Origin of the sequence: Pseudogemmobacter lacusdianii, from assembly GCF_030848395.1 — a bacterium.
In the GTDB taxonomy this organism is placed as follows: Bacteria; Pseudomonadota; Alphaproteobacteria; order Rhodobacterales; family Rhodobacteraceae; genus Pseudogemmobacter; species Pseudogemmobacter lacusdianii.
The window spans coordinates 91,529-109,814 of sequence record NZ_JAVDBT010000003.1 but is presented as its reverse complement, the minus strand read 5'-3'; the positions used below and the strand labels follow the sequence as shown (position 1 = coordinate 109,814).

The following is an 18,286-nucleotide window of genomic DNA, read 5'->3' as shown; positions in this document are numbered from 1 at the left end:
GCTGGCAGCCGAGCAGATAACACAATGAAAGAGCCCAAAATGGGACATCAGGCCAGCTTTCACGCGCCACATGGTGGCGCGGATTTCCTTGGCTGGCGCGTGCGCGCTGGCGAGACTGAGATCGTTTATGATGATGGTGTGACGCGTCGGATGATCTGGCGCGTGGCCGCGGCGCGCGGCGCGGAGGCGCGGCTTTCTGACGCGCTGCGGGTGGCCGTGGGCGCAGATCGGATTCTACCGACACTTTATGATGAGCTGAAAAAGCGCGCAATTTCCATCGAACGCATTCAAGGTTAGGCTTTGCAACGCCATTAGTGCCGGGCAGGGCGGTCACAGCTTTGCAAGCGTGAGAGCGCAGAGGTTACAGACCTTCGCCCTGCGCCGCCCCATGCGCGCTGATTGCACATTGAACAATCAGAACAGAAATGATGAATTGAATTTCTTCGAATCCGAGGTCAGGATTTGATCAAACCGGCGGGCTCAAAAGACCACCCGAAGGCTGGCGTCGCTTAAGGCCTTAACAGGCATTCAGGGGGAGCAATGGCGAATACACCAACAGCCGAGACAAGAGCCGGTTGGAGTTTGGTTTCGGTGCCCGCAGTCTATGTGCTGCTGATGCTGGCCGCGCCTTTACTGCTGGTGTTTGGTCTGTCCTTTGTCGGGTTGCAAGGCGGCGCCAAAGTCGCGCTGCCGCTGCAAGAGGGGCAGGACCTTCAGTTCACTTTGTCGAACTATGCCAAGCTCTTCTGCCTCTCCGCCAGCGAGAGCTGCAGCTCTACGGACGTGCGGATGGCGCAAGCCACCACCACGGCGATGCTGCGCTCGCTTTTCGTGGCGGCTTTGGTGACGCTGACGACCGTGGTCTTGGCCTATCCGGTCGCCTATTACGTCAGCTTCCACGTGGCGCCTTCGAAAAAGGCGTTGTGGCTCTTTCTGATCACCATTCCTTTCTGGACGAGCTATGTGATCCGCGTGGCTTTGTGGCGCACGATCCTTGGATATGACGGCGCGGTAGATGCGACTTTGGGGGCGGTCGGGATCATCGATCAACCGCTTAACCTGCTGCAATATGGCACCGCCTCGATCATCATCACGCTCAGCCATGCCTATGCGCCCTTCGCAGTGCTGCCGATCTTTGTGAGCCTTGAGAAGGTGGACCACAGCCTTCTGGAAGCTGGTCAGGACCTTGGTGAAAGCCGCTGGACCACGTTCCTGCGCGTGACCTTGCCTTTGTCGATGGCAGGCGTTGTGGCGGCGGTGCTGATCGTCTTCATCCCGACCGTGGGAGACTATGTCACGCCCGAGCTTATCGGTGGTGGCAAGGTGCCAATGATCGCCAATTTCATCGAGACCCAAATGTGGAAGTTGCGCAACCAGTCGATGGGCGCGGCGCTGGCGGTCAGCTCGATGCTGATCGTAGGGATCTTGGCGCTGATCTTCGTGCTGGCCAACCGTCGCTTCCTGGGGGTGCGCAAATGAAAAAGGGGTTGGGGCTGCGCTCTTACACGATCTTCTACCTGATCGTGCTTTACGCGCCGATCATCATTCTGCCGATGTTCGCCTTTAACAATGCGACCACCGTGGCCTTCCCGCTGCAAGGCTTCACCACCCAATGGTTCAGCGAGATGCTGGCCAACACCAACCTGCGTAAGGCCCTGGTGAACAGCCTGATCGTCTCGCTCTCCTCGGCAACGCTGGCGACCGTGCTTGGCATCCTCGCCGCCCGTTCGGCCGTTCGCTATTCTTGGCCCGGTAAGGGGCTGGTGATGGGCTCGATCATGGTGCCGCTGGTATTGCCCGAGATGATCGTGGCGATGTCGCTTCTCGTGCTTCTCTTGGCGATGGGGATCAAGCTTTCGCTCTTCACCATCATCTTGGGCCATGTGCTGATGTGCATGCCCTTTGCGGTGGCGATCCTGACCTCTGCCTTCCAGACGCTGGACAAATCCCTGGAAGAGGCGGCACTTGACCTGGGCGAGAACGCTTGGAGCACATTCCGGCTGATCGTGCTGCCCTTGGTGATGCCGGGCATCATGGCAAGCTTCCTGATCACTTTCACCATCTCGATCGATGAATTCATCATCGCCAACTTCCTTGGCGGCGGTGAGCCGGTGCTTTCGGTCTTCATCTTCACGGCCTTCCGTTTCCCCGCAACAGTGCCTCCGGTTCTGGCCTTGGGGACGATGCTGGTCGCTTTCTCGATCATCTTGCTGACAATTGCCGAATATTTCCGTCGCCGCGGCGTGGCCAAGGCGGGCGGGAAGGATAGCGGAGGCTTCCTGTGACAACATCCGATGAAAAGCCCGTGATGATCGAATTCCGGGACGTCCATAAATATTACGGCGATTATCACGCCTTGCGCGGGATCAACGGCACCATCAAAGCCGGTGAGTTCTTCTCGCTTCTGGGCCCTTCGGGTTGCGGTAAGACCACGCTTTTGCGCACCATCGCGGGGTTTGAGGATCTGTCCTCGGGCGTGGTGATGATCGACGGCAAATCGATGCAAGACGTGCCCGCCAACGTGCGGCCAACGAATATGGTGTTCCAAAGCTACGCCATCTTCCCGCATATGTCGGTGGCCGAGAATGTGGGCTTTGGCCTGCGCCGCGATCCGCGCTCGAAGGCCGAGAAAGCCGCAGCGGTGGAAGAGGCTTTGGAGATGGTCGGGCTGAAAGGCTACGGCAACCGCGCCGCACATGCCTTGTCGGGCGGCCAGCGTCAGCGCGTCGCCTTGGCTCGGGCGCTGATCTTGAAGCCGAAAGTGCTTCTCTTGGACGAGCCGCTCTCGGCCTTGGACAAGAAAATGCGCGAGCATATGCAGGTCGAACTTATCCGTCTGCAACGTCAGGTCGGCATCACCTTCGTCTTGGTCACCCATGACCAAGAAGAGGCTTTGGTCATGTCCGACCGGATCGCGGTGATGTTTGAGGGCGAGATCGCGCAGTTGGCTGATCCAGAGACTCTGTATCGCCGCCCGAACTCGAAGAAGGTTGCGGATTTCATCGGCACGATGAACTTTGTGCCGGCCGAGATCTTGTCGGATGAGAGCGGCAAGATCGAGGTGGAAGCCAAGGGCCTTGGCCGCGTGACCCTCGACGCCAGCCAAGCCCCGCCCGCGCGCGGCGAAGCGCCAGTCATCGGCCTGCGCCCCGAAACGTTGACGCTGCTCTACCCCGGCCAAGTGCCGAATGACCAAGTGGTCGATGGGGTGATCGACGAGGTGATCTACTTCGGCGATATGACCTATTACGACGTCTATCTGGGCGGCACCGATGTCGAAGTGCGGCTCTCGATGCGCAACGTGCCGGGACGACCGATCATGGATGTGGGCTCAAAAGTGCAAGTGGCGTGGAGCCCTGAAGCTTTGGTGCTCTTCCGCTAAACTATTGGAAGGCGAGCCTTCTCGCCTTTCATCTTGACTAAAATACTCTCAGGGGGTGCGGGGGCAGAATGCCCCCGCCTGCCGAACGCCTCCCGGCTCACCGATCGGGTGGCAAAAGCCCCAATCCCCGCAGATAGATGCCAGTGGCGCTTTCCAAAAGATCCTCGGGCGGGAAGGGCGCACCGCCGCCATTGCCGCGCAGATAAAGCTCCACCACACCATGCGACAGCGCCCGGATATGGGCCGAGATCATCGTCGCGGGCGGGCGGTGCGTCTCGGGCAGGGTCGCGGTGATGGCCTGCGCCGCGCGGTCCATCACATCCCGCGCCTTGGCCGCCACAGCGGCAAGATCGCGGTGATCGGCGGGCTGCAAGCCGCTTTCAAACATCGCTTGATAATGACCGGGATAACGGCGCGCGAAGGCGAGATAGGCGCGCCCCGTGGCCTCAAAGGCCGCAATCGGGCTCGGCTGGCCCTCGGCCCAAGCGTATTCCATCAAAGCCGCAAAGATATCAAAGCCTTGCCGTGCCACCTCGGCCAAAAGGTCGTCGCGTCCGGCGAAATGGCGGTAGACGGCGGCGGGGGTCACCTCGGCCGTTTTGGCGGCCTCAGAGAGGGTGAAGCCCTGCGGGCCTTTCTCGGCAATCAGAGCCAATGCGGCCTCGACCAAGGCTTGGCGCAGGTTGCCGTGGTGGTAGCCGCGTTTCATGGCTTGGAGGGCCGCAATCTAGGACCGCCGCAGATCTTGGCATCGATCTTGCCGATCACCTCTTTGTCCTTGCCCTTATAATCCAGCGCCGAGAGCACCGACTGAACCGCCGCGATCCGGGCGCGTTTCTTGTCATCCGACAAGATCACCGTCCAGCGCGCATGTTTGAAATGGCTGCGCTCCATCGTCTCATCGATGGCGGCGCAGTAAGCGTCCCATTTCGCCAAGCCCTGCACGTCGATGGCCGAGAGCTTCCACTGCTTTAAAGGATCGCTCTCGCGGTCAAGGAAGCGTTGGAGTTGCTCTGCCTGACCGACCTCAAGCCAGATTTTGACGAAGGTGATGCCCTCATCCACGATCATCTGTTCAAATTCAGGCAGTTGGCGGAAGAACTTCGCGCGATCTTCTTCGGTGCAGAAACCAAAGACATGCTCAACAATCGCTCGATTGTACCAGCTGCGATCAAAAAGAGCGATCTCTCCGGCCGCCGGCAGCCAGTCGATATAGCGCTGGAAATACCATTGGCTGGCTTCCCGCTCGGTGGGTTTGGGCAAAGCGACGACATAGGCCTGCCGCGGGTTCAGGTTCTCGCGCAGCCGATCGATGGTGCCGCCTTTGCCCGCCGCATCGCGGCCCTCAAAAAGCACCACCAGCCTTTTGCCGGTGGCCTTCACATCGGCCTGCATCTTCACCAGTTCGATCTGCAACGCCGCCATATGGGCGTCGTAATCCTTGCCCTTCATATCCTCCCGATAGGGATAAGAGGCGGTGAGGATGTCGTTGCCGTCATCCTTTTCAATCGCCTTGCGCACCGCTTTCGGCGCCTCTTCGCGGAAATACCGGCTGATCGCTCCGTCAAAGGGCAGGTCCATGGCGCACTCCTATAGGGTCACTCGTCGATGGCTGTGGTGCCGATCTTGGTAAGGTCGAAGGGGGTGGTCTGGTAGATCTCATTGATCCAATTGCCATAAAGCAAATGCGCATGGCTGCGCCAACGGTTGGTCGGCGGGCGCGCAGGATCATTCTCGGGGTAGTAATTCTGCGGCACGTTGATCGGCGTGCCTTGCGCCACGTCGCGGTCATATTCTTGTTTCAACGTATCGCTGTCATATTCGAAATGGTTGAAGATGTAGAAGGCCCGGTGCGCCGGATCTTCCACCAGACAGGGACCAACCTCATCACTGCCCAAAAGGGTGCGCAGCCCGGGGGCGGCGTCAATTTCAGATTGGCGCACTTCGGTCCAGCGGCTGACCGGGATCACGAAATCATCCGAGAAACCGCGCAGCAAGGGCGCGGTGGGCGAGACATTCTGGTGACGGAAACAGCCAAAGGCCTTGGCCTGCAAGGGATATTTCTGCACGCCGTGGAAATGGTTGATCATGGCCATGCCGCCCCAGCAGACGCCGAAGGTGGAGTGCACATGGCTCTGCGTCCAATCCATCACCTCCCGCAGCTCCTCCCAATAATCCACCTCGGCAAAGTCGAGATGTTCAATCGGAGCGCCGGTGATGATCATACCATCGAACTTTTCACCCGAGGCCGCCACATCTTGGAAGGGGCGGTAGAAGGTCTCCATATGCTCGGCGGCGGTGTTGCGCGATTGGTGGTCGGACATCCGCACCAGATGCAGGTCGATCTGCAAGGGCGTGGCACCGATCAGACGCGCGAACTGGTTCTCGGTCTGGATCTTCTTTGGCATTAAATTCAAAAGCGCGATCTTCAGCGGCCGGATGTCTTGCTGGGCCGCACGATCGGGAGACATGACCATAACGCCCTCGGACCGCAGCACGTCAAAGGCGGGCAGGGTTTCGGGCAGGGTAATGGGCATAACTCTCAGCTCCTGATGATAAACATGGATGGTAAGGCGTTCAAATCGCCCGCCGGTCGATCGCGCGCGCGATCAGGCGGTCGAAATCTTCGGGGGTGCGTACATCGGCCACCTCTTCGGCGGTGACGGTGACGCCCCAGCGCGCCATCGCCTCGTAGCGTGGTTGGCGATGGCTGAGCAAGCGGGCGTAGCCAAAGCGCAGGAAGGCATCGGGATCGACCTGATCCTCGGGCTTGCTTTCCTGCGCAAGATATTCCGCCCAAAGCCCGCGCAGGAAGTCGGGTTGGTAATAAATCGGCTTAGGCGCGCGGTCAAAGCGGCGGATCAGCTCTTCGCGGTGATCTTCGGTCCCTTTGATCCAGACCAGCAACAGGGTCTGCGACAATTGCTCCATGACGCTATCATGGGCATCCGTGGCCTCAACCACCTCGCAGATCGAGCCCGAGGTGTCGCAGATGAAATCGCGGTAGCCATAGATCTCCTCGGCCCGCTCGATAAAGCGCGCGGCATCCAAGGTTGCGGCGATCTCGGCCTCGCGATGCTGCTCTTGGCGCTTGAGATACTCCTCAAAGGGCAGGCCGCCCTTCGCCGGATCACCGGGCTTGCCTAGATAGGTCGAGAGCGGCGCCAGATTGTCGAAGGTGATGTTCGAGGCGATATAGACCGAATCCGAGAGCAACAACTCACGCAGAAGCGGGTTCTTTATCGCCTCGCGCTTGAACATATCGGCGATGAAGCCGCCCATGTAATGGGTGCCAATCCGGTAATCGACCGAATAATGGAACCAGCCGCCGCCCTTCTCGCGCGGCGCATCGCGCAGCATGTTCGACAGATGCGTCTTACCAAGGCCCGACATGCCAAACAGCATCACGCGCCGGTGGCTGGCCTGCCGATAAGCGTCAGCGGTGGGATAGATCATCGTCGGGCCCTCTGGTCTGGCAGCGCTTTTGTTAACGCTGGCAGCGGGCAGGGGCAATGACAAACCCCGCCCGGTGAGGGGCGGGGCTCTGGCGCACAGCTTCCGGAGCGATCAGAAGCTGTAGCCGACTTTCATCCCAAAACCGACGCCAGAATTGTCGGTGAAGACGCCGTTAATGGTGTTGGTCACCGCATCGCCAATGTCGATATAGCTGACACCAGCGGTGATCTTCATATTGTCTTGGGTGTAGGTGCCGCCCAACGTGATGCTGCGCATCCCATCATGCGGACCAAGGTTGCCAACGGTCGAACTGCCCGAGCCTTCATAGCCAATCGAGATCGCACCAGCCCAGTTCTCGTTGAAACGACGCCCCACACCCAAGGTGTAGGTCACCACGTCATCATTGTATTCGACCAGAGCTTCGCCCACCGCCAAGGGGTTGCCATAGCCGGGCGGGCTGATGTCAAAGGCCGTCCATTCGCGCCAACGGATCGAGCCGAACACCAAAGTATCGGCCGCCACGCCGGACTGGAAGTCCAAGGTCAGAGCCTGTGGCACCTCGGTCTCGAAGCTTCCGGTCCCGCTCAGGCCGCCGAGTCCAGTCTCGACCGAGGTGAAGTTATGCGTGATCGAAGATTGATAGGTCAGGGCTACCCGCAATGCGATCTCGGGCTTTTCGTAAGCTGCACCGATGATATAGCCGAGATCAGTCTCTTTTGACGTCTGCATCGTATAGCCGGCGCCGACGAAAGGCAGACTAACATCCCCGTTGGAACGCTGCGCCTTGATCCCGCCATGGACCGAGAAGCCACCATCGAATTTGTAGCGCGCCAAAGCGGTCACCGCGACAGAGTCGATGTTGCCGGTCGAGCCCGCCAGCGGGTAAAGCCCTCCGACCGGCGCCGAATAAGCGATATCGGCTCCCATCGGTTGATCGATCACCACTGCCAGATCGAGTTGGTCATTGATGGCATATTTCACGCCAAGGCCGATCTGGCTGTAATCCCCCGCCATATCACCCGAGCTCACTGCGCCACCCCCGACCGTCCCCGAGACTTTGGGCTTTACATAAGCGAAGGAAAGCTCGGCGTAATTGCCGCTCTCCCACAGGATCGCATAGGGGGAATGAGAGCGTTCAATCCCCCCAGCATGGGCCGCACCGGCCGCAAGGCCAAAGGCCACCGTATTCGTTAAGATACGTTTCACTGTCCTCATCCCCCTCAAAGGATTTCCCCTAGATTCAGGCTAGGAGGTGCGACATTTTGGGTCAATCAATGACGCCACGTCACCACTTTGTGAGGGGCAGTTGTCGGCTGTGGCACCATTTGTCAATTCTGCGCGGGCGTCTCTTTGGCCCGCAATGCCTCGGCCCGAATAGAGAGCAGATTGGCTGCAAGAATAAGCCCAGCCCCCAGCGCCAGCGTCCAAGGCAGGCGCTCATCATAAAATCCAACGCCGATCAGCGCGATGAGCGGCAAGCGGACGAAGTCGATCGGGCCGACGAAAGATGCAGGGGCAAGTTGCAGCGCCCGCGTCAGACACAGATGTGCCCCAACCCCAGCCAGCCCGATCAACGCCAGCCAAGGCAGGCTGGCAGAGGTGGGCCAACGGATCTCGCCATCCCAAAGCGCAAGCCCGAGGCCAAGCCCGCTTTGCAACAGGCACATCCAAAAAAGAATCGCGAAAAGATCCTCGCCCCGCGTCAGTGCTTTGGTCAGCATGACGGAGCTGGCAAAGAACACGGCCGACAAAGCCGCGGCCAAGACGCCCAGTTCAAGGCGGCTGAAGTCGGGGTTGGCGACGAGAAGGATGCCGCAAAAACCGATGCCCGCCGCGACCAGGCGGCTGCGGGTTTGGCGCTCGCCTAAAAACAAGGGCGCGAGCAAGATCACCCAAAGCGGTGAGGTGAATTCCAGCGCGAAGACCTGTGCCAAGGGGATTTGGGTCAGCGCCCAGAACCACAAGGCCTGTCCGGTAAAATGCACAACGCTGCGCAGGGCATGGCTTGGCAGGCGGCGCGTGGCGATCCTGCCGGTTCTGCCGCTGGCCGTGGCCAGAAGGAGCACGAGACCCACCCCGAGCAGGGACCGAAACCCCAAGATCTCGAATGTGTCATGCGCGCTTTGAATAGATCGCGCAGCAATCGCCATGCCCGTAAAAGCCGCGATCGAGCCCATCATCCAAGCCGCTGCCCGCAAAGGCTGGGGATTGGCGCGGTCTGGGATGGTCATGTCGGCCTCATACAGGGGTTTCATGCCAAGATCAGTGACGGCGGCCTGACGAAAAGTCCATGACTTCCGTCCCGCTGTGCGTCAGTGAACATATCGCCCTGCGATTGGGGGTGTTGCAAAATTTGCGCACCAAGCGCAGATCACCGCCCGTGCATTTGCCTTTACACTAAAACGACAGGTTCCCCCGATGACAGTTCAGTCCCCCGTTGCGCGGCAATCCGCTTTGCCCGTTGATCCGGTGTTCCCGGCCCGTTGGTCACCCCGCGCCTATACCGATGCCACGATGACCGCCGAGCAGATGACGGTTTTGCTTGAGGCCGCCCGCTGGGCGCCTTCGGCCATGAACCTGCAGCCTTGGCGTATGGCTTGGGCCTTGCGCGGCGAGACCGGTTTTGACGCCATCTTGTCGGGTCTGGTGCCGTTCAACCGCGGCTGGGCCGAGAAGGCTTCGGCGTTGGTGGTCTTTGCGTCGAAAGATGAGATGACCGGCATGGACGGCGAGACCAAGACCAACGTCTGGGCTGGGTTTGACACTGGGGCGGCTTGGATGAGCCTGGCCCTGCAAGCGGCCAAAGTGGGTCTTTACGCGCATGGCATGGGCGGCTTTGATCCCAAAGCACTGGCCGAGGCGCTGAACTTGCCCGCCGGCCACACGATCCATGCGGTTGCCGCTGTCGGCTATATCGGCGCGCCCGAGTCGCTGCCCGAAGGCCTGCGCGAGCGCGAAGTGCCGAGCGACCGCTTGGAGATGGCGGAAATCGCCTTCCACGGCAGCTTCTAAAATGCCTGCGGCTCGGCTCCTTTAGGGCCGAGCCGCAAACTTATTGGGGCCGAAAGGCTCAGAGCCCGGTGATTTGATAATCGCGCCGAATATGGCCGGTGGCTTTAAACCAATCAGACCCGCGCGTGCGGGCCTGATGCGCGGCAAAGGCCGCTTTATCGGTGAAAACCTCATCGACCTGCCAGATCAGCGGATCCTCGGTCGGCTGGACGGAAAAGGCCAAACAGCCGATCTCATCCTGCGTCAGACGCCGATGCTCGGGCAGATGATCGCGCACCAAAGCTGCCTCTTCTGCATTCGCACAGATTAACAACCCCGTCAGCGTGATCATCGCCTGAAATCCTTTGCCCGCGTTATTCGAGCTCAATCGTGCCCGGCGGCTTCGAGGTCAGATCGTAGAACACCCGATTGACGCCTTTCACCTCATTGATGATTCGCGTCATCGTCTCGCCAAGGAATTCATGGCTGAACGGGTAGGTGTCGGCGGTCATCCCATCGACCGAGGTCACCGCACGGATCGCCACCGCATAGTCATAGGTGCGCCCGTCGCCCATCACGCCCACGGTTTTCATTGGCAAGATCGCGGCGAAAGCCTGCCAGATCTCGTCATAAAGCCCGTGTTTGCGGATTTGGTCGATGTAGACGGCATCGGCCTCTTGCAAGATCGCCAGCTTCTCGCGGGTGATCTCACCCGGGCAGCGGATCGCCAGACCCGGACCGGGGAAGGGGTGGCGGCCGATGAAGGAAGCGGGCAGGCCAAGCTCGCGGCCCAAGGCGCGGACCTCGTCCTTGAAAAGCTCACGCAGGGGTTCGACCAGCTTCAGGCCCATCTTCTCCGGCAGACCGCCCACATTGTGGTGCGATTTGATCGTGACCGAAGGCCCGCCCGAGAAGGAGACCGACTCGATCACGTCAGGATAAAGCGTGCCTTGAGCAAGGAACTTCGCGCCCTCGATCTCATTGGCGTATTTCTGGAACACATCGATGAAGAGCTTGCCGATGGTCTTGCGCTTCACCTCGGGGTCCGAGACGCCCTCAAGCGCGCCGAGGAAGAGGTCAGACTCATCCGCCGCGATCAGTTTGATCTTGTAGTTGTCGCGGAACATTTTCACGACATCGGCGGCTTCGTTTTTGCGCAAAAGACCGTGGTCCACGAAGACGCAGGTCAGCTGGTCGCCAATCGCCTCATGCAGCAAGATCGCGGTGACCGAGCTGTCCACGCCGCCCGAAAGCCCGCAGATCACATGGTCCGAACCGACCTGTTCCCGGATCGCGGCAATGGCTTGCTCGCGGTAGCCCGCCATGGTCCAATCGCCGCTGAAACCGGCGAGTTTGATGAAGTTCTCGTAGAGTTTCGCACCTTTGGGGGTGTGGTGCACCTCGGGGTGGAACTGCACGGCATAGAAGTTGCGCGACACATCCGCCGTCACCGCAAAGGGCGCATTGGGCGAGGTGCCATAGACCTCAAAGCCCGGCGCGATCTGCGAGACATGGTCGCCGTGGCTCATCCAGACCTGCTCGCGGCCCTCTTCGAACCAGCCCGCAAGGATCGACAGATCGCCATTGGCAGGGGTCACGAAGGCGCGGCCAAACTCGGCGGTGCCATGGCCGCTTTCGACCATCCCGCCCAGTTGCTGCATCATGGTCTGCTGACCATAGCAGATCCCAAGGACCGGGACACCAAAGCTCCACAAAGCTTCCGGCGCGCGCGGCGATCCTTCGCGGGTCACGCTGTCAGGCCCGCCCGAGAGGATGACCGCCTTCGGCGCGAAGTCGCGCAGGAAGGCATCATTCACCCGGTTATAGGGGTGGATTTCGCAATAGACGTTCAGCTCACGCAGGCGGCGCGCGATCAGCTGCGTCACCTGGGAACCAAAGTCGATGATCAGGAGGCGTTCATGGGACTGGGTCATGCGCTCGCGTAGCGCGCAAGGGGCCAAATCGCAAGAGGGCAAGGCAGAGCGCGGCGGGTCTTGGCGTCGTTTTCGGTGTTGAGCCGTGTCGGTTTTGGCGGGCATGCGACGGAAACGAGGGGCGGGCGGAAAAGCTTTGGGTTCATAAGGTGCCAAAGGTTTCAGCGCTGGAGGCGATGATGGGCGATTTAGATGTGGCAGCGGAACAGACGAGTGGACGCCGGGCACGGGGTGGTGGCGGCGGGGCGCGCCGCGCCGAGCGCACGGCTGTCAGCTTCGAGACCGCCCGCTTTATCGAGCGGAACATCCCCAATTTCGAGATTCTGAACGAAGAAGCGCTTCAGATCATCGAATATAATGCCGAGACGGTGCTGGAAGAGATCGGCGTCAACTTCGTGGAAAACGAAGCCGCTTTGCGGCGTTGGCGCGATGCCGGCGCCGATGTGCGCGGCGAGCGGGTGCATATCCCGCGTGGCCTTGCGCGCAAGCTTTGCTCGACCGCGCCGTCGAAGTTCACCCAACACGCCCGCAATGCGGCCCGCAATGTCGATATCGGCGGCAATGGTCTGGTGCTGGCACCGGTCTACGGCCCGCCCTTCGTGCGCGATGCCGAAGGTGGCCGCCGCTATGCCACGATCGAGGATTTCCGCAATTTCGTGAAGCTCGGCTATATGTCGAAATGGCTGCACCATTCGGGCGGCACGGTGTGCGAGCCGACCGATATTCCGGTGAACAAGCGCCACCTCGACATGCTGCTGGCGCATATGACTTTGTCGGATAAGCCCTACATGGGCTCTGTGACCGAGCCGAGCCGGGCGCAGGATTCGGTCGATATGTCGAAGATCCTGTTTGGCAATGATTTCGTTGACCAAAACACGGTAATGACCTCGCTCATCAACATCAACTCGCCGATGACTTTCGACGGGATCATGATGGGCGCTTTGGAGGTCTATGCCTCGAACAACCAAGCCTCCATCGTCTCGCCCTTCATCGTCGGCGGTGCGATGGCGCCGGTGACGGTTGCGGGCACTTTGACGCAAGTTCTGGCCGAGATTCTGGCCGGTGTCGCCTATAGCCAGCTGGTGCGCGCAGGCTCACCGGTGATCGCGGGCGCCTTTGTGACCTCGATCGACATGAATTCGGGCGCGCCGACCTTTGGCACCCCGGAAGCCAGCCATATCACCTATGGCACCGGTCAACTGGTGCGCCGTCTGGGGCTGCCTTATCGCTCGGCGGGTGGCTTCTGCGGCTCGAAACTGCCTGATGCGCAGGCGGGTTACGAATCGGCCAACAGCCTCAACATGGGTCTGATGTCGGGCGTGAACTTCATGCTGCACGCTTGCGGCTGGCTCGAAGGCGGTCTGGTCTCGTCTTACGAGAAATTCGTGATGGATGCCGATCAGCTGGGCACCTTGCACCATCTGGCCCAGGGCGTGGCGATCGATACCAATGGCCAAGCAATGGATGCGATCCGTGAGGTCGGTCCGGGCGGCCACTACCTTGGCTGCGAGCACACCCAAGCCAACTTCAAAACCGCTTTCTGGCGCAGCGAAGTTCTGGACTACAAGCCCTATGAGACTTGGGAAGATGAAGGCGCACGCGATACCCAAGCGCTGGCATCTGCCCGCGTGAAGAAGCTTCTGGCCGATTATCAAGCGCCTGACATCGACGCTGGCAAGAAAGAAGAGCTTGAGGCCTATGTGACGCAGCGCAAAGCCTCGATGCCTGACGCTTTCATGTGATCTTAAGGTTTTTGGGGCACTGGCCTTTGGGCCGGGTTCCCAGACGTAGCAAACGCCCGCGCCCTGACTGGCGCGGGCGTTTTGCGTTTCAGCCGGGCAGGGCTGCGCGCAAAGCCCGCGTTTCGGCCAAAAGGGCGATCAACACTTCCAGATGCCGCGCCACGGAATAGCCCGCGTCACCGCGTCTCCTGGTTTCCTCCCAAGCCGCCTCGCTGCGCATCAAATGCTCTAACATACGCTCGTGGCAGGGTTCTTCCGCTGCGAGACGCCGAAGCCAGCGGCTGCGTTGATAGCTTTGCAGCCCAAGCCGTGCTGCGCGCATCAAAAGGGCAGGGCGGCGTAGTGTTGTGAGAAGACGTTCACTGTCGCGCATGATCAGGCCTCCGATTGCAGGCCGACCAGTCTGACAGAGCGCAACCTAACGTTGCATTTTGCGCCTTTCGAGCGCGCGGAAGTTTCTCAAACCTTTAAGAAACCGCTAGAATTATCTGCATTATCGCCACGATTAACCAAGATGTAACGATTTCATCCATGGGTTGCGTCCGTTCTCGTCGGACGCATCCGCTTCCTTAGGCCTCGATGCAAGACAGGTGACCGACTTGGCCCATCGCGCAGCACATCCGCTGAGAGACCGCCTTCCTGAATGGCTTCCCGAACGGGTGAAACACTATCTTAGCCATACCGAGGATGGGGTCTCGATCCGGGCGCTGGCGCGCGCGGCAGGGCTGAATGCCTCGACCGTGATGCGGCAAGTGCGGCGGTTTGAACTGCGCCGGGACGACCCTTTGATGGATGAAGCTTTAACGCGGCTCGGTCGTGGCCTGCTTCCCTCTCAAAGCCCTGTGCAGAAGGACGTTGCCAAGATGACCATCACACCGGCCCCCCACCACCAGACGCGGCACCCGCTCATGGCGCCCGAAACCGAGCCGCTCACCGATGAGGACACCTTGATGCGTGAGGGGCGACGTGTGCTGCGCCGGTTGGTCGAACCCGGGGCGGTGATGGCGATTGCCGCCGACATGGAGAAGGCGGTGGTGATGCGCGAATTGGCGGACGGTCGGTCCTCGCGCACGGCCATCGTGGACCGGGCGGTGGCGCAGGCCTTTGCGCTGAAGGACTGGATCCAATGCCGCAAGGCGGGGCGGATCTCGACCTATGAGATCACCCAAGCCGGGCGCATGGCGTTGAAGCGGATGATTGATGAGGAGGACCTGCGCCGGCAATCGGCTCCGCTAGGTATGGCCGAAGCGCAGGCGAACTTTGCCGACCAGCATCGGATCTGGGGCGAACGGCAAGTGAGTGAGCCGGGCGGGGCGCGGCGTATCCGCTCCAACCTTGCCGAAAGCCCGGTCTCTATCTTGGGCCGGCGGCGCGACAAAGACGGCAAACCTTTTCTCGACAGCGCCTTGGTCGAAGCGGCCGAACGGTTGCGCGAAGATTTTGAGCTGGCCCAAATGGGCCCGCGCGTGGCGCAAAATTGGGAGCGATTCTTGACAGGAGGCGAGCGCGGCAGCTTTCGCAGTGATGGGGCGGGTGGCGGCTCGGCCCGTGCCCGTGAGCGTGTCGCCGAGGCGTTGCACGACCTTGGCCCCGGGTTGGGGGATGTCGCTTTGCGGGTTTGCTGCTTTTTGGAAGGCATCGAGATGGCCGAAAAGCGCATGGGCTGGGCGGCGCGCTCGGGCAAGATCGTCTTACGCATCGCGCTGATGCGGCTGCGGCGGCATTACGATGCGCGCTATGGCCGCGCAGGCCCGCTGATTGGTTGAAGGGGCCAAATGGAAGAGGGGCGCAGAATGCTGCGCCCCTTTTGCCTTGCGGATCAGCCCGATTTAATCGGCGCGGGTCAGGCCCGCTTTATGCACGATCCCTGCCAAAGCGCCGCCCAAAAGCGGGGCTGCGATGAAGACCCAAAGCTGCGACAAAGCCGCGCCGCCAGCAAAGAGCGCCGGACCGATCGAGCGGGCAGGGTTCACCGAAACGCCCGTCACCTTGATGCCGACAAGGTGGATTGCTGCCAGCGTCAGACCAATTGCAAGACCTGCAAAAGCGGTTGCAGCGCCCGGCTGGGTGGCGCCCAGGATGACGGTGACGAAGATGAAGGTCATCACGAACTCAAACACCAGCGCCGAAGTCAGGCTGTATTCGCCCATATAACCCGCCCCATAGCCGTTCTGCCCCAGCCCGCCGGTCCAGCCCGCAGAACCCGAAGCAATGAGGTAAAGCAGCAATGCGCCGATCACCGCGCCAAGGATCTGTGCGATCACATAGCTGACGAACTCGGCCGCAGGCATCCGACCGGCCATCAGTGCGCCGAGCGAGACCGCAGGGTTCAAATGCGCGCCCGAGATCGCGCCCAAACCGTAGGCCGCAGCGACGATCGCCAGGCCAAAGGCCAGACTGATCCCCGCAAGCCCGATCCCGGTGGTACCATCGGCACCTGCGATCACCGCAGCCCCGCACCCAAAGAGCACCAAAATGGCTGTGCCCATCGTCTCTGCAATAAATTTCTTCATGTTAAGACCCCTCGTTGTCGCCATCTGCCGCCCCCTGACGCGCCTTTGCAGCAGGCAGGTCGGGCATGGCCTTGATCCTTTCCCAGCAGTATGAGCATAAAGAGAGCATTGCAGGGGGAAAATTCTGTGCGAGACCTCAGCCTTCCGGAACAACGCCATCCCGAAAAGGCCCATCGGGCCGATCAGGCGCAGCCCAAGAAGCCCGATTGGATTCGCGTGCGCGCGCCCAACTCCGAGGGCTACAAGCAGACCCGCGCTATTCTCAAAGAGAAAAAGCTGGTCACGGTCTGCGAAGAGGCGGGTTGCCCCAACGTTGGCGAATGCTGGTCGCAAGGCCATGCCACCATGATGATCATGGGCGAGATCTGCACCCGTGGCTGCACCTTCTGCAACGTCGCCACCGGCAAGCCCAATGCGCTGGATCTCTTCGAGCCGGGCCGCGTGGCACATGCGGTCTCGGAGCTGTCGCTGAACCACGTTGTGGTGACCTCTGTCGACCGCGATGACCTGACCGATGGTGGTGCCGAGCATTTCGCTCAGACGATCCGCGCCATCCGCCACCGCAGCCCCGGCACCACGATTGAGGTGCTGATCCCCGATTTCCTAAAAGCCGCCCCCGGCGCTTTGGAGACGGTGGTTGAAGCGCGGCCCGATGTGCTGAACCACAATTTGGAAACCGTGCCCGGGCTTTACCTCGAGGTGCGCCCCGGCGCGCGCTATTTCCACTCGCTGCGGCTTTTGCAAAAGGTCAAAGAGCTTGACCCGACGATGTTCACCAAATCCGGCATCATGGTCGGCTTGGGCGAAGATCGCGCCGGCGTCTTGCAGGTGATGGATGACATGCGCGCGGCGGATGTCGATTTCCTGACCATCGGACAATATCTGCAGCCGACGCCCAAACACCACCGGGTCGACCGTTTTGTTACACCGGATGAGTTCAAAGCCTATGAAAAAGCCGCTTATGGCAAAGGCTTCTTGATGGTCTCGGCGACACCTTTGACGCGGTCCAGCTACCACGCAGGCGACGATTTCGCCCGGTTGCGCGAGGCACGTCTGCAAAAGCTGGGGCGCGCATAAGCGGCATCGCTTCTCATGTGATCGAAAAAAGGCGCCACTCTGGCGCCTTTTTTTATTCAAAACCTAAGCGTTGCGTGTCAGAACTTATAACCTGCGGCAATGGTCTTATGGGTGTATTCACCACGATCATGCGTCACGCCCGCTTCCAGATAGAAGCCGTTTGCAAAGCGGTATTGGGCGCCCAGCACTTGGTATCCCGACGGATCGTCCTCATAGAGCCGGTCAGCTTTGGTCAGATCAGCATAAAGCGTCAGGCCGTTGCCAAAATCATAAGATCCATGCACGCGCGAGAAATTTTGCTCGGCGTCGCCAGTGTCGGCTTTGCCATGCGCCAAGCCAAGGAGCCAGCCATTCTTGGCATAACGCATCCCGATCATGGCTGAGGTTCCCGATACCCCCACTGCAAAGGGATATTCCTGATCAGCCTCACCATCGTCCATGCGCGTATGCACAATCTGCGCGCCCAGCGTCAGATCGCCAAAGCTATATTGCGCGACCGCTTCGACCACTGGCACATCAACGCGGTAGCCTTGGTCCGCGTAGCTGGATTTATGCGCCGAGAGTCCCCAAGCGAAAGCACCGTCCGTGTTGCTTTGCAGCGATAGGCCCGGAGTGAAACGGTCATCCCAACGGGCGTTCCCCCGCACAACCGATCCATGCAGCGTTTCCACACCCAAGCTGACATAGCGATAGGCGCCAAGGGGCGGCAGCAAGGCCATCGTATCGCTGACCGGGCGCGGTGCGCCGATGCGCAAATCATAGCCCTCAAACCCGAAGACTGCAGCTGCATAAAGACCGTTATCGCTCCAATCCTCATGCAGACCGATGAAGCTATCGGTGCTGGCCTCGATGCCAAAGCTAAAGGACGTGTCGGTGACCGGACGCCAGAACAGACGCAGATCGGCGATGATATCGGTATATTCGTAATAGGCGTCAACGCTGTGTTGCAGCATCACATCGCCGGTGAGCGTCAATCCGGGGGCGAGTTCCAGACCTTCTGCGCTGGCAGAAAACGGGAGCATCGAAAAGCTAAGGCCCAAGGCAAGACCTGTGAGGCGGGGAAGGCACGTCAAAGACAAGGTTCAACTCCTGCGTGTGATGACGTCAGTTGTACCCTCAAAGCTCTGCAACGGGATAGACAAGAACGTGCCAACAGCAATTAAAGGCAACTCTTTGATATATCTAACACAG

19 protein-coding genes are annotated in these 18,286 nt (G+C 60.3%); 8 read left to right on the top strand and 11 right to left on the bottom strand.

All coding sequences use genetic code 11. From position 1 onward, the window contains the following. Nucleotides 1–39: 39 nt before the first annotated feature. From Q9295_RS03715 to Q9295_RS03700, 4 genes are all read left to right on the top strand, one after another. Nucleotides 40–297 (top strand): hypothetical protein, encoded by a 258-nt coding sequence (locus tag Q9295_RS03715; protein WP_306679157.1) that lies wholly within the window; start codon nucleotides 40–42, stop codon nucleotides 295–297. A gap of 243 nt (nucleotides 298–540) precedes the next feature. After that, nucleotides 541–1,479, top strand: a complete 939-nt coding sequence (locus Q9295_RS03710; protein ID WP_306679156.1) for an ABC transporter permease — start codon at nucleotides 541–543, stop codon at nucleotides 1,477–1,479. Then, nucleotides 1,476–2,285 carry an ABC transporter permease gene (locus Q9295_RS03705; protein WP_306679155.1) on the top strand — a complete coding sequence of 270 codons (810 nt, stop codon included), beginning with the start codon at nucleotides 1,476–1,478 and terminating at the stop codon, nucleotides 2,283–2,285. The genes Q9295_RS03710 and Q9295_RS03705 overlap by 4 nt, the downstream gene beginning before the upstream one ends. A gap of 23 nt (nucleotides 2,286–2,308) precedes the next feature. Continuing rightward, a complete protein-coding gene (locus Q9295_RS03700; protein WP_306679347.1) occupies nucleotides 2,309–3,382 on the top strand; it encodes an ABC transporter ATP-binding protein in 1,074 nt (357 codons plus the stop codon). A 97-nt stretch (nucleotides 3,383–3,479) separates the two neighbouring features. Here the strand turns inward: Q9295_RS03700 and Q9295_RS03695 are convergent, their stop codons facing one another. The 6 genes from Q9295_RS03695 to Q9295_RS03670 form a co-directional block, all read right to left on the bottom strand. Further along, nucleotides 3,480–4,091 (bottom strand): TetR/AcrR family transcriptional regulator, encoded by a 612-nt coding sequence (locus Q9295_RS03695; RefSeq protein ID WP_306679154.1) that lies wholly within the window; start codon nucleotides 4,089–4,091, stop codon nucleotides 3,480–3,482. Beyond that, complete coding sequence (gene ppk2, locus Q9295_RS03690) at nucleotides 4,088–4,963, bottom strand: polyphosphate kinase 2 (protein WP_306679153.1); 876 nt, start codon at nucleotides 4,961–4,963, stop codon at nucleotides 4,088–4,090. Before ppk2 ends, Q9295_RS03695 begins: the two co-directional genes overlap by 4 nt. Before the next feature lie 17 nt (nucleotides 4,964–4,980). Further along, complete coding sequence (gene metA, locus Q9295_RS03685) at nucleotides 4,981–5,919, bottom strand: homoserine O-acetyltransferase MetA (protein WP_306679152.1); 939 nt, start codon at nucleotides 5,917–5,919, stop codon at nucleotides 4,981–4,983. A 40-nt stretch (nucleotides 5,920–5,959) separates the two neighbouring features. Next, entirely contained in the window at nucleotides 5,960–6,838 is an 879-nt protein-coding gene (locus Q9295_RS03680) for an ATPase (RefSeq protein ID WP_306679151.1), read from the bottom strand. 111 nt (nucleotides 6,839–6,949) lie between these two features. Next, on the bottom strand, nucleotides 6,950–8,053 hold the full coding sequence (locus Q9295_RS03675) for an outer membrane protein transport protein (RefSeq protein ID WP_373457421.1): 1,104 nt from the start codon (nucleotides 8,051–8,053) through the stop codon (nucleotides 6,950–6,952). A 113-nt stretch (nucleotides 8,054–8,166) separates the two neighbouring features. Then, nucleotides 8,167–9,093: a DMT family transporter gene (locus tag Q9295_RS03670; RefSeq protein ID WP_373457420.1), complete on the bottom strand. Its 927-nt coding sequence runs from the start codon at nucleotides 9,091–9,093 to the stop codon at nucleotides 8,167–8,169. A 163-nt stretch (nucleotides 9,094–9,256) separates the two neighbouring features. On the opposite strand from Q9295_RS03670, the gene Q9295_RS03665 reads away from it, so the two are divergent. After that, a complete protein-coding gene (locus Q9295_RS03665) occupies nucleotides 9,257–9,850 on the top strand; it encodes a nitroreductase family protein (RefSeq protein ID WP_306679149.1) in 594 nt (197 codons plus the stop codon). Between the two features lie 58 nt (nucleotides 9,851–9,908). Here Q9295_RS03665 and Q9295_RS03660 read toward each other — a convergent pair whose 3' ends face one another. Together Q9295_RS03660 and guaA are read right to left on the bottom strand one after the other, a co-directional pair. Next, nucleotides 9,909–10,181 carry a putative quinol monooxygenase gene (locus Q9295_RS03660; protein WP_306679148.1) on the bottom strand — a complete coding sequence of 91 codons (273 nt, stop codon included), beginning with the start codon at nucleotides 10,179–10,181 and terminating at the stop codon, nucleotides 9,909–9,911. A 22-nt stretch (nucleotides 10,182–10,203) separates the two neighbouring features. Further along, nucleotides 10,204–11,763, bottom strand: coding sequence for a glutamine-hydrolyzing GMP synthase (gene guaA / locus Q9295_RS03655; RefSeq protein WP_306679147.1), 1,560 nt, complete (start codon nucleotides 11,761–11,763; stop codon nucleotides 10,204–10,206). Between the two features lie 179 nt (nucleotides 11,764–11,942). On the opposite strand from guaA, the gene Q9295_RS03650 reads away from it, so the two are divergent. Further along, nucleotides 11,943–13,505, top strand: a complete 1,563-nt coding sequence (locus tag Q9295_RS03650) for a trimethylamine methyltransferase family protein (RefSeq protein ID WP_306679345.1) — start codon at nucleotides 11,943–11,945, stop codon at nucleotides 13,503–13,505. Nucleotides 13,506–13,593: 88 nt separating this feature from the next. On the opposite strand, the gene Q9295_RS03645 is transcribed toward Q9295_RS03650, so the two are convergent. Beyond that, nucleotides 13,594–13,878, bottom strand: a complete 285-nt coding sequence (locus tag Q9295_RS03645; RefSeq protein WP_306679146.1) for a DUF6477 family protein — start codon at nucleotides 13,876–13,878, stop codon at nucleotides 13,594–13,596. Between the two features lie 286 nt (nucleotides 13,879–14,164). Between Q9295_RS03645 and Q9295_RS03640 the strand changes: the two genes are divergently transcribed. Further along, nucleotides 14,165–15,271: a DUF6456 domain-containing protein gene (locus Q9295_RS03640; protein WP_306679145.1), complete on the top strand. Its 1,107-nt coding sequence runs from the start codon at nucleotides 14,165–14,167 to the stop codon at nucleotides 15,269–15,271. A gap of 63 nt (nucleotides 15,272–15,334) precedes the next feature. On the opposite strand, the gene Q9295_RS03635 is transcribed toward Q9295_RS03640, so the two are convergent. Next, nucleotides 15,335–16,018: an MIP family channel protein gene (locus Q9295_RS03635; RefSeq protein ID WP_306679144.1), complete on the bottom strand. Its 684-nt coding sequence runs from the start codon at nucleotides 16,016–16,018 to the stop codon at nucleotides 15,335–15,337. Between the two features lie 90 nt (nucleotides 16,019–16,108). Between Q9295_RS03635 and lipA the strand changes: the two genes are divergently transcribed. After that, nucleotides 16,109–17,095 (top strand): lipoyl synthase, encoded by a 987-nt coding sequence (gene lipA, locus Q9295_RS03630; RefSeq protein ID WP_373457419.1) that lies wholly within the window; start codon nucleotides 16,109–16,111, stop codon nucleotides 17,093–17,095. A gap of 77 nt (nucleotides 17,096–17,172) precedes the next feature. Here lipA and Q9295_RS03625 read toward each other — a convergent pair whose 3' ends face one another. Beyond that, the gene (locus Q9295_RS03625; protein WP_306679142.1) at nucleotides 17,173–18,117 is read right to left on the bottom strand and encodes a porin; all 945 of its coding nucleotides are present in this window, start codon (nucleotides 18,115–18,117) and stop codon (nucleotides 17,173–17,175) included. Nucleotides 18,118–18,286 lie beyond the last annotated feature (169 nt).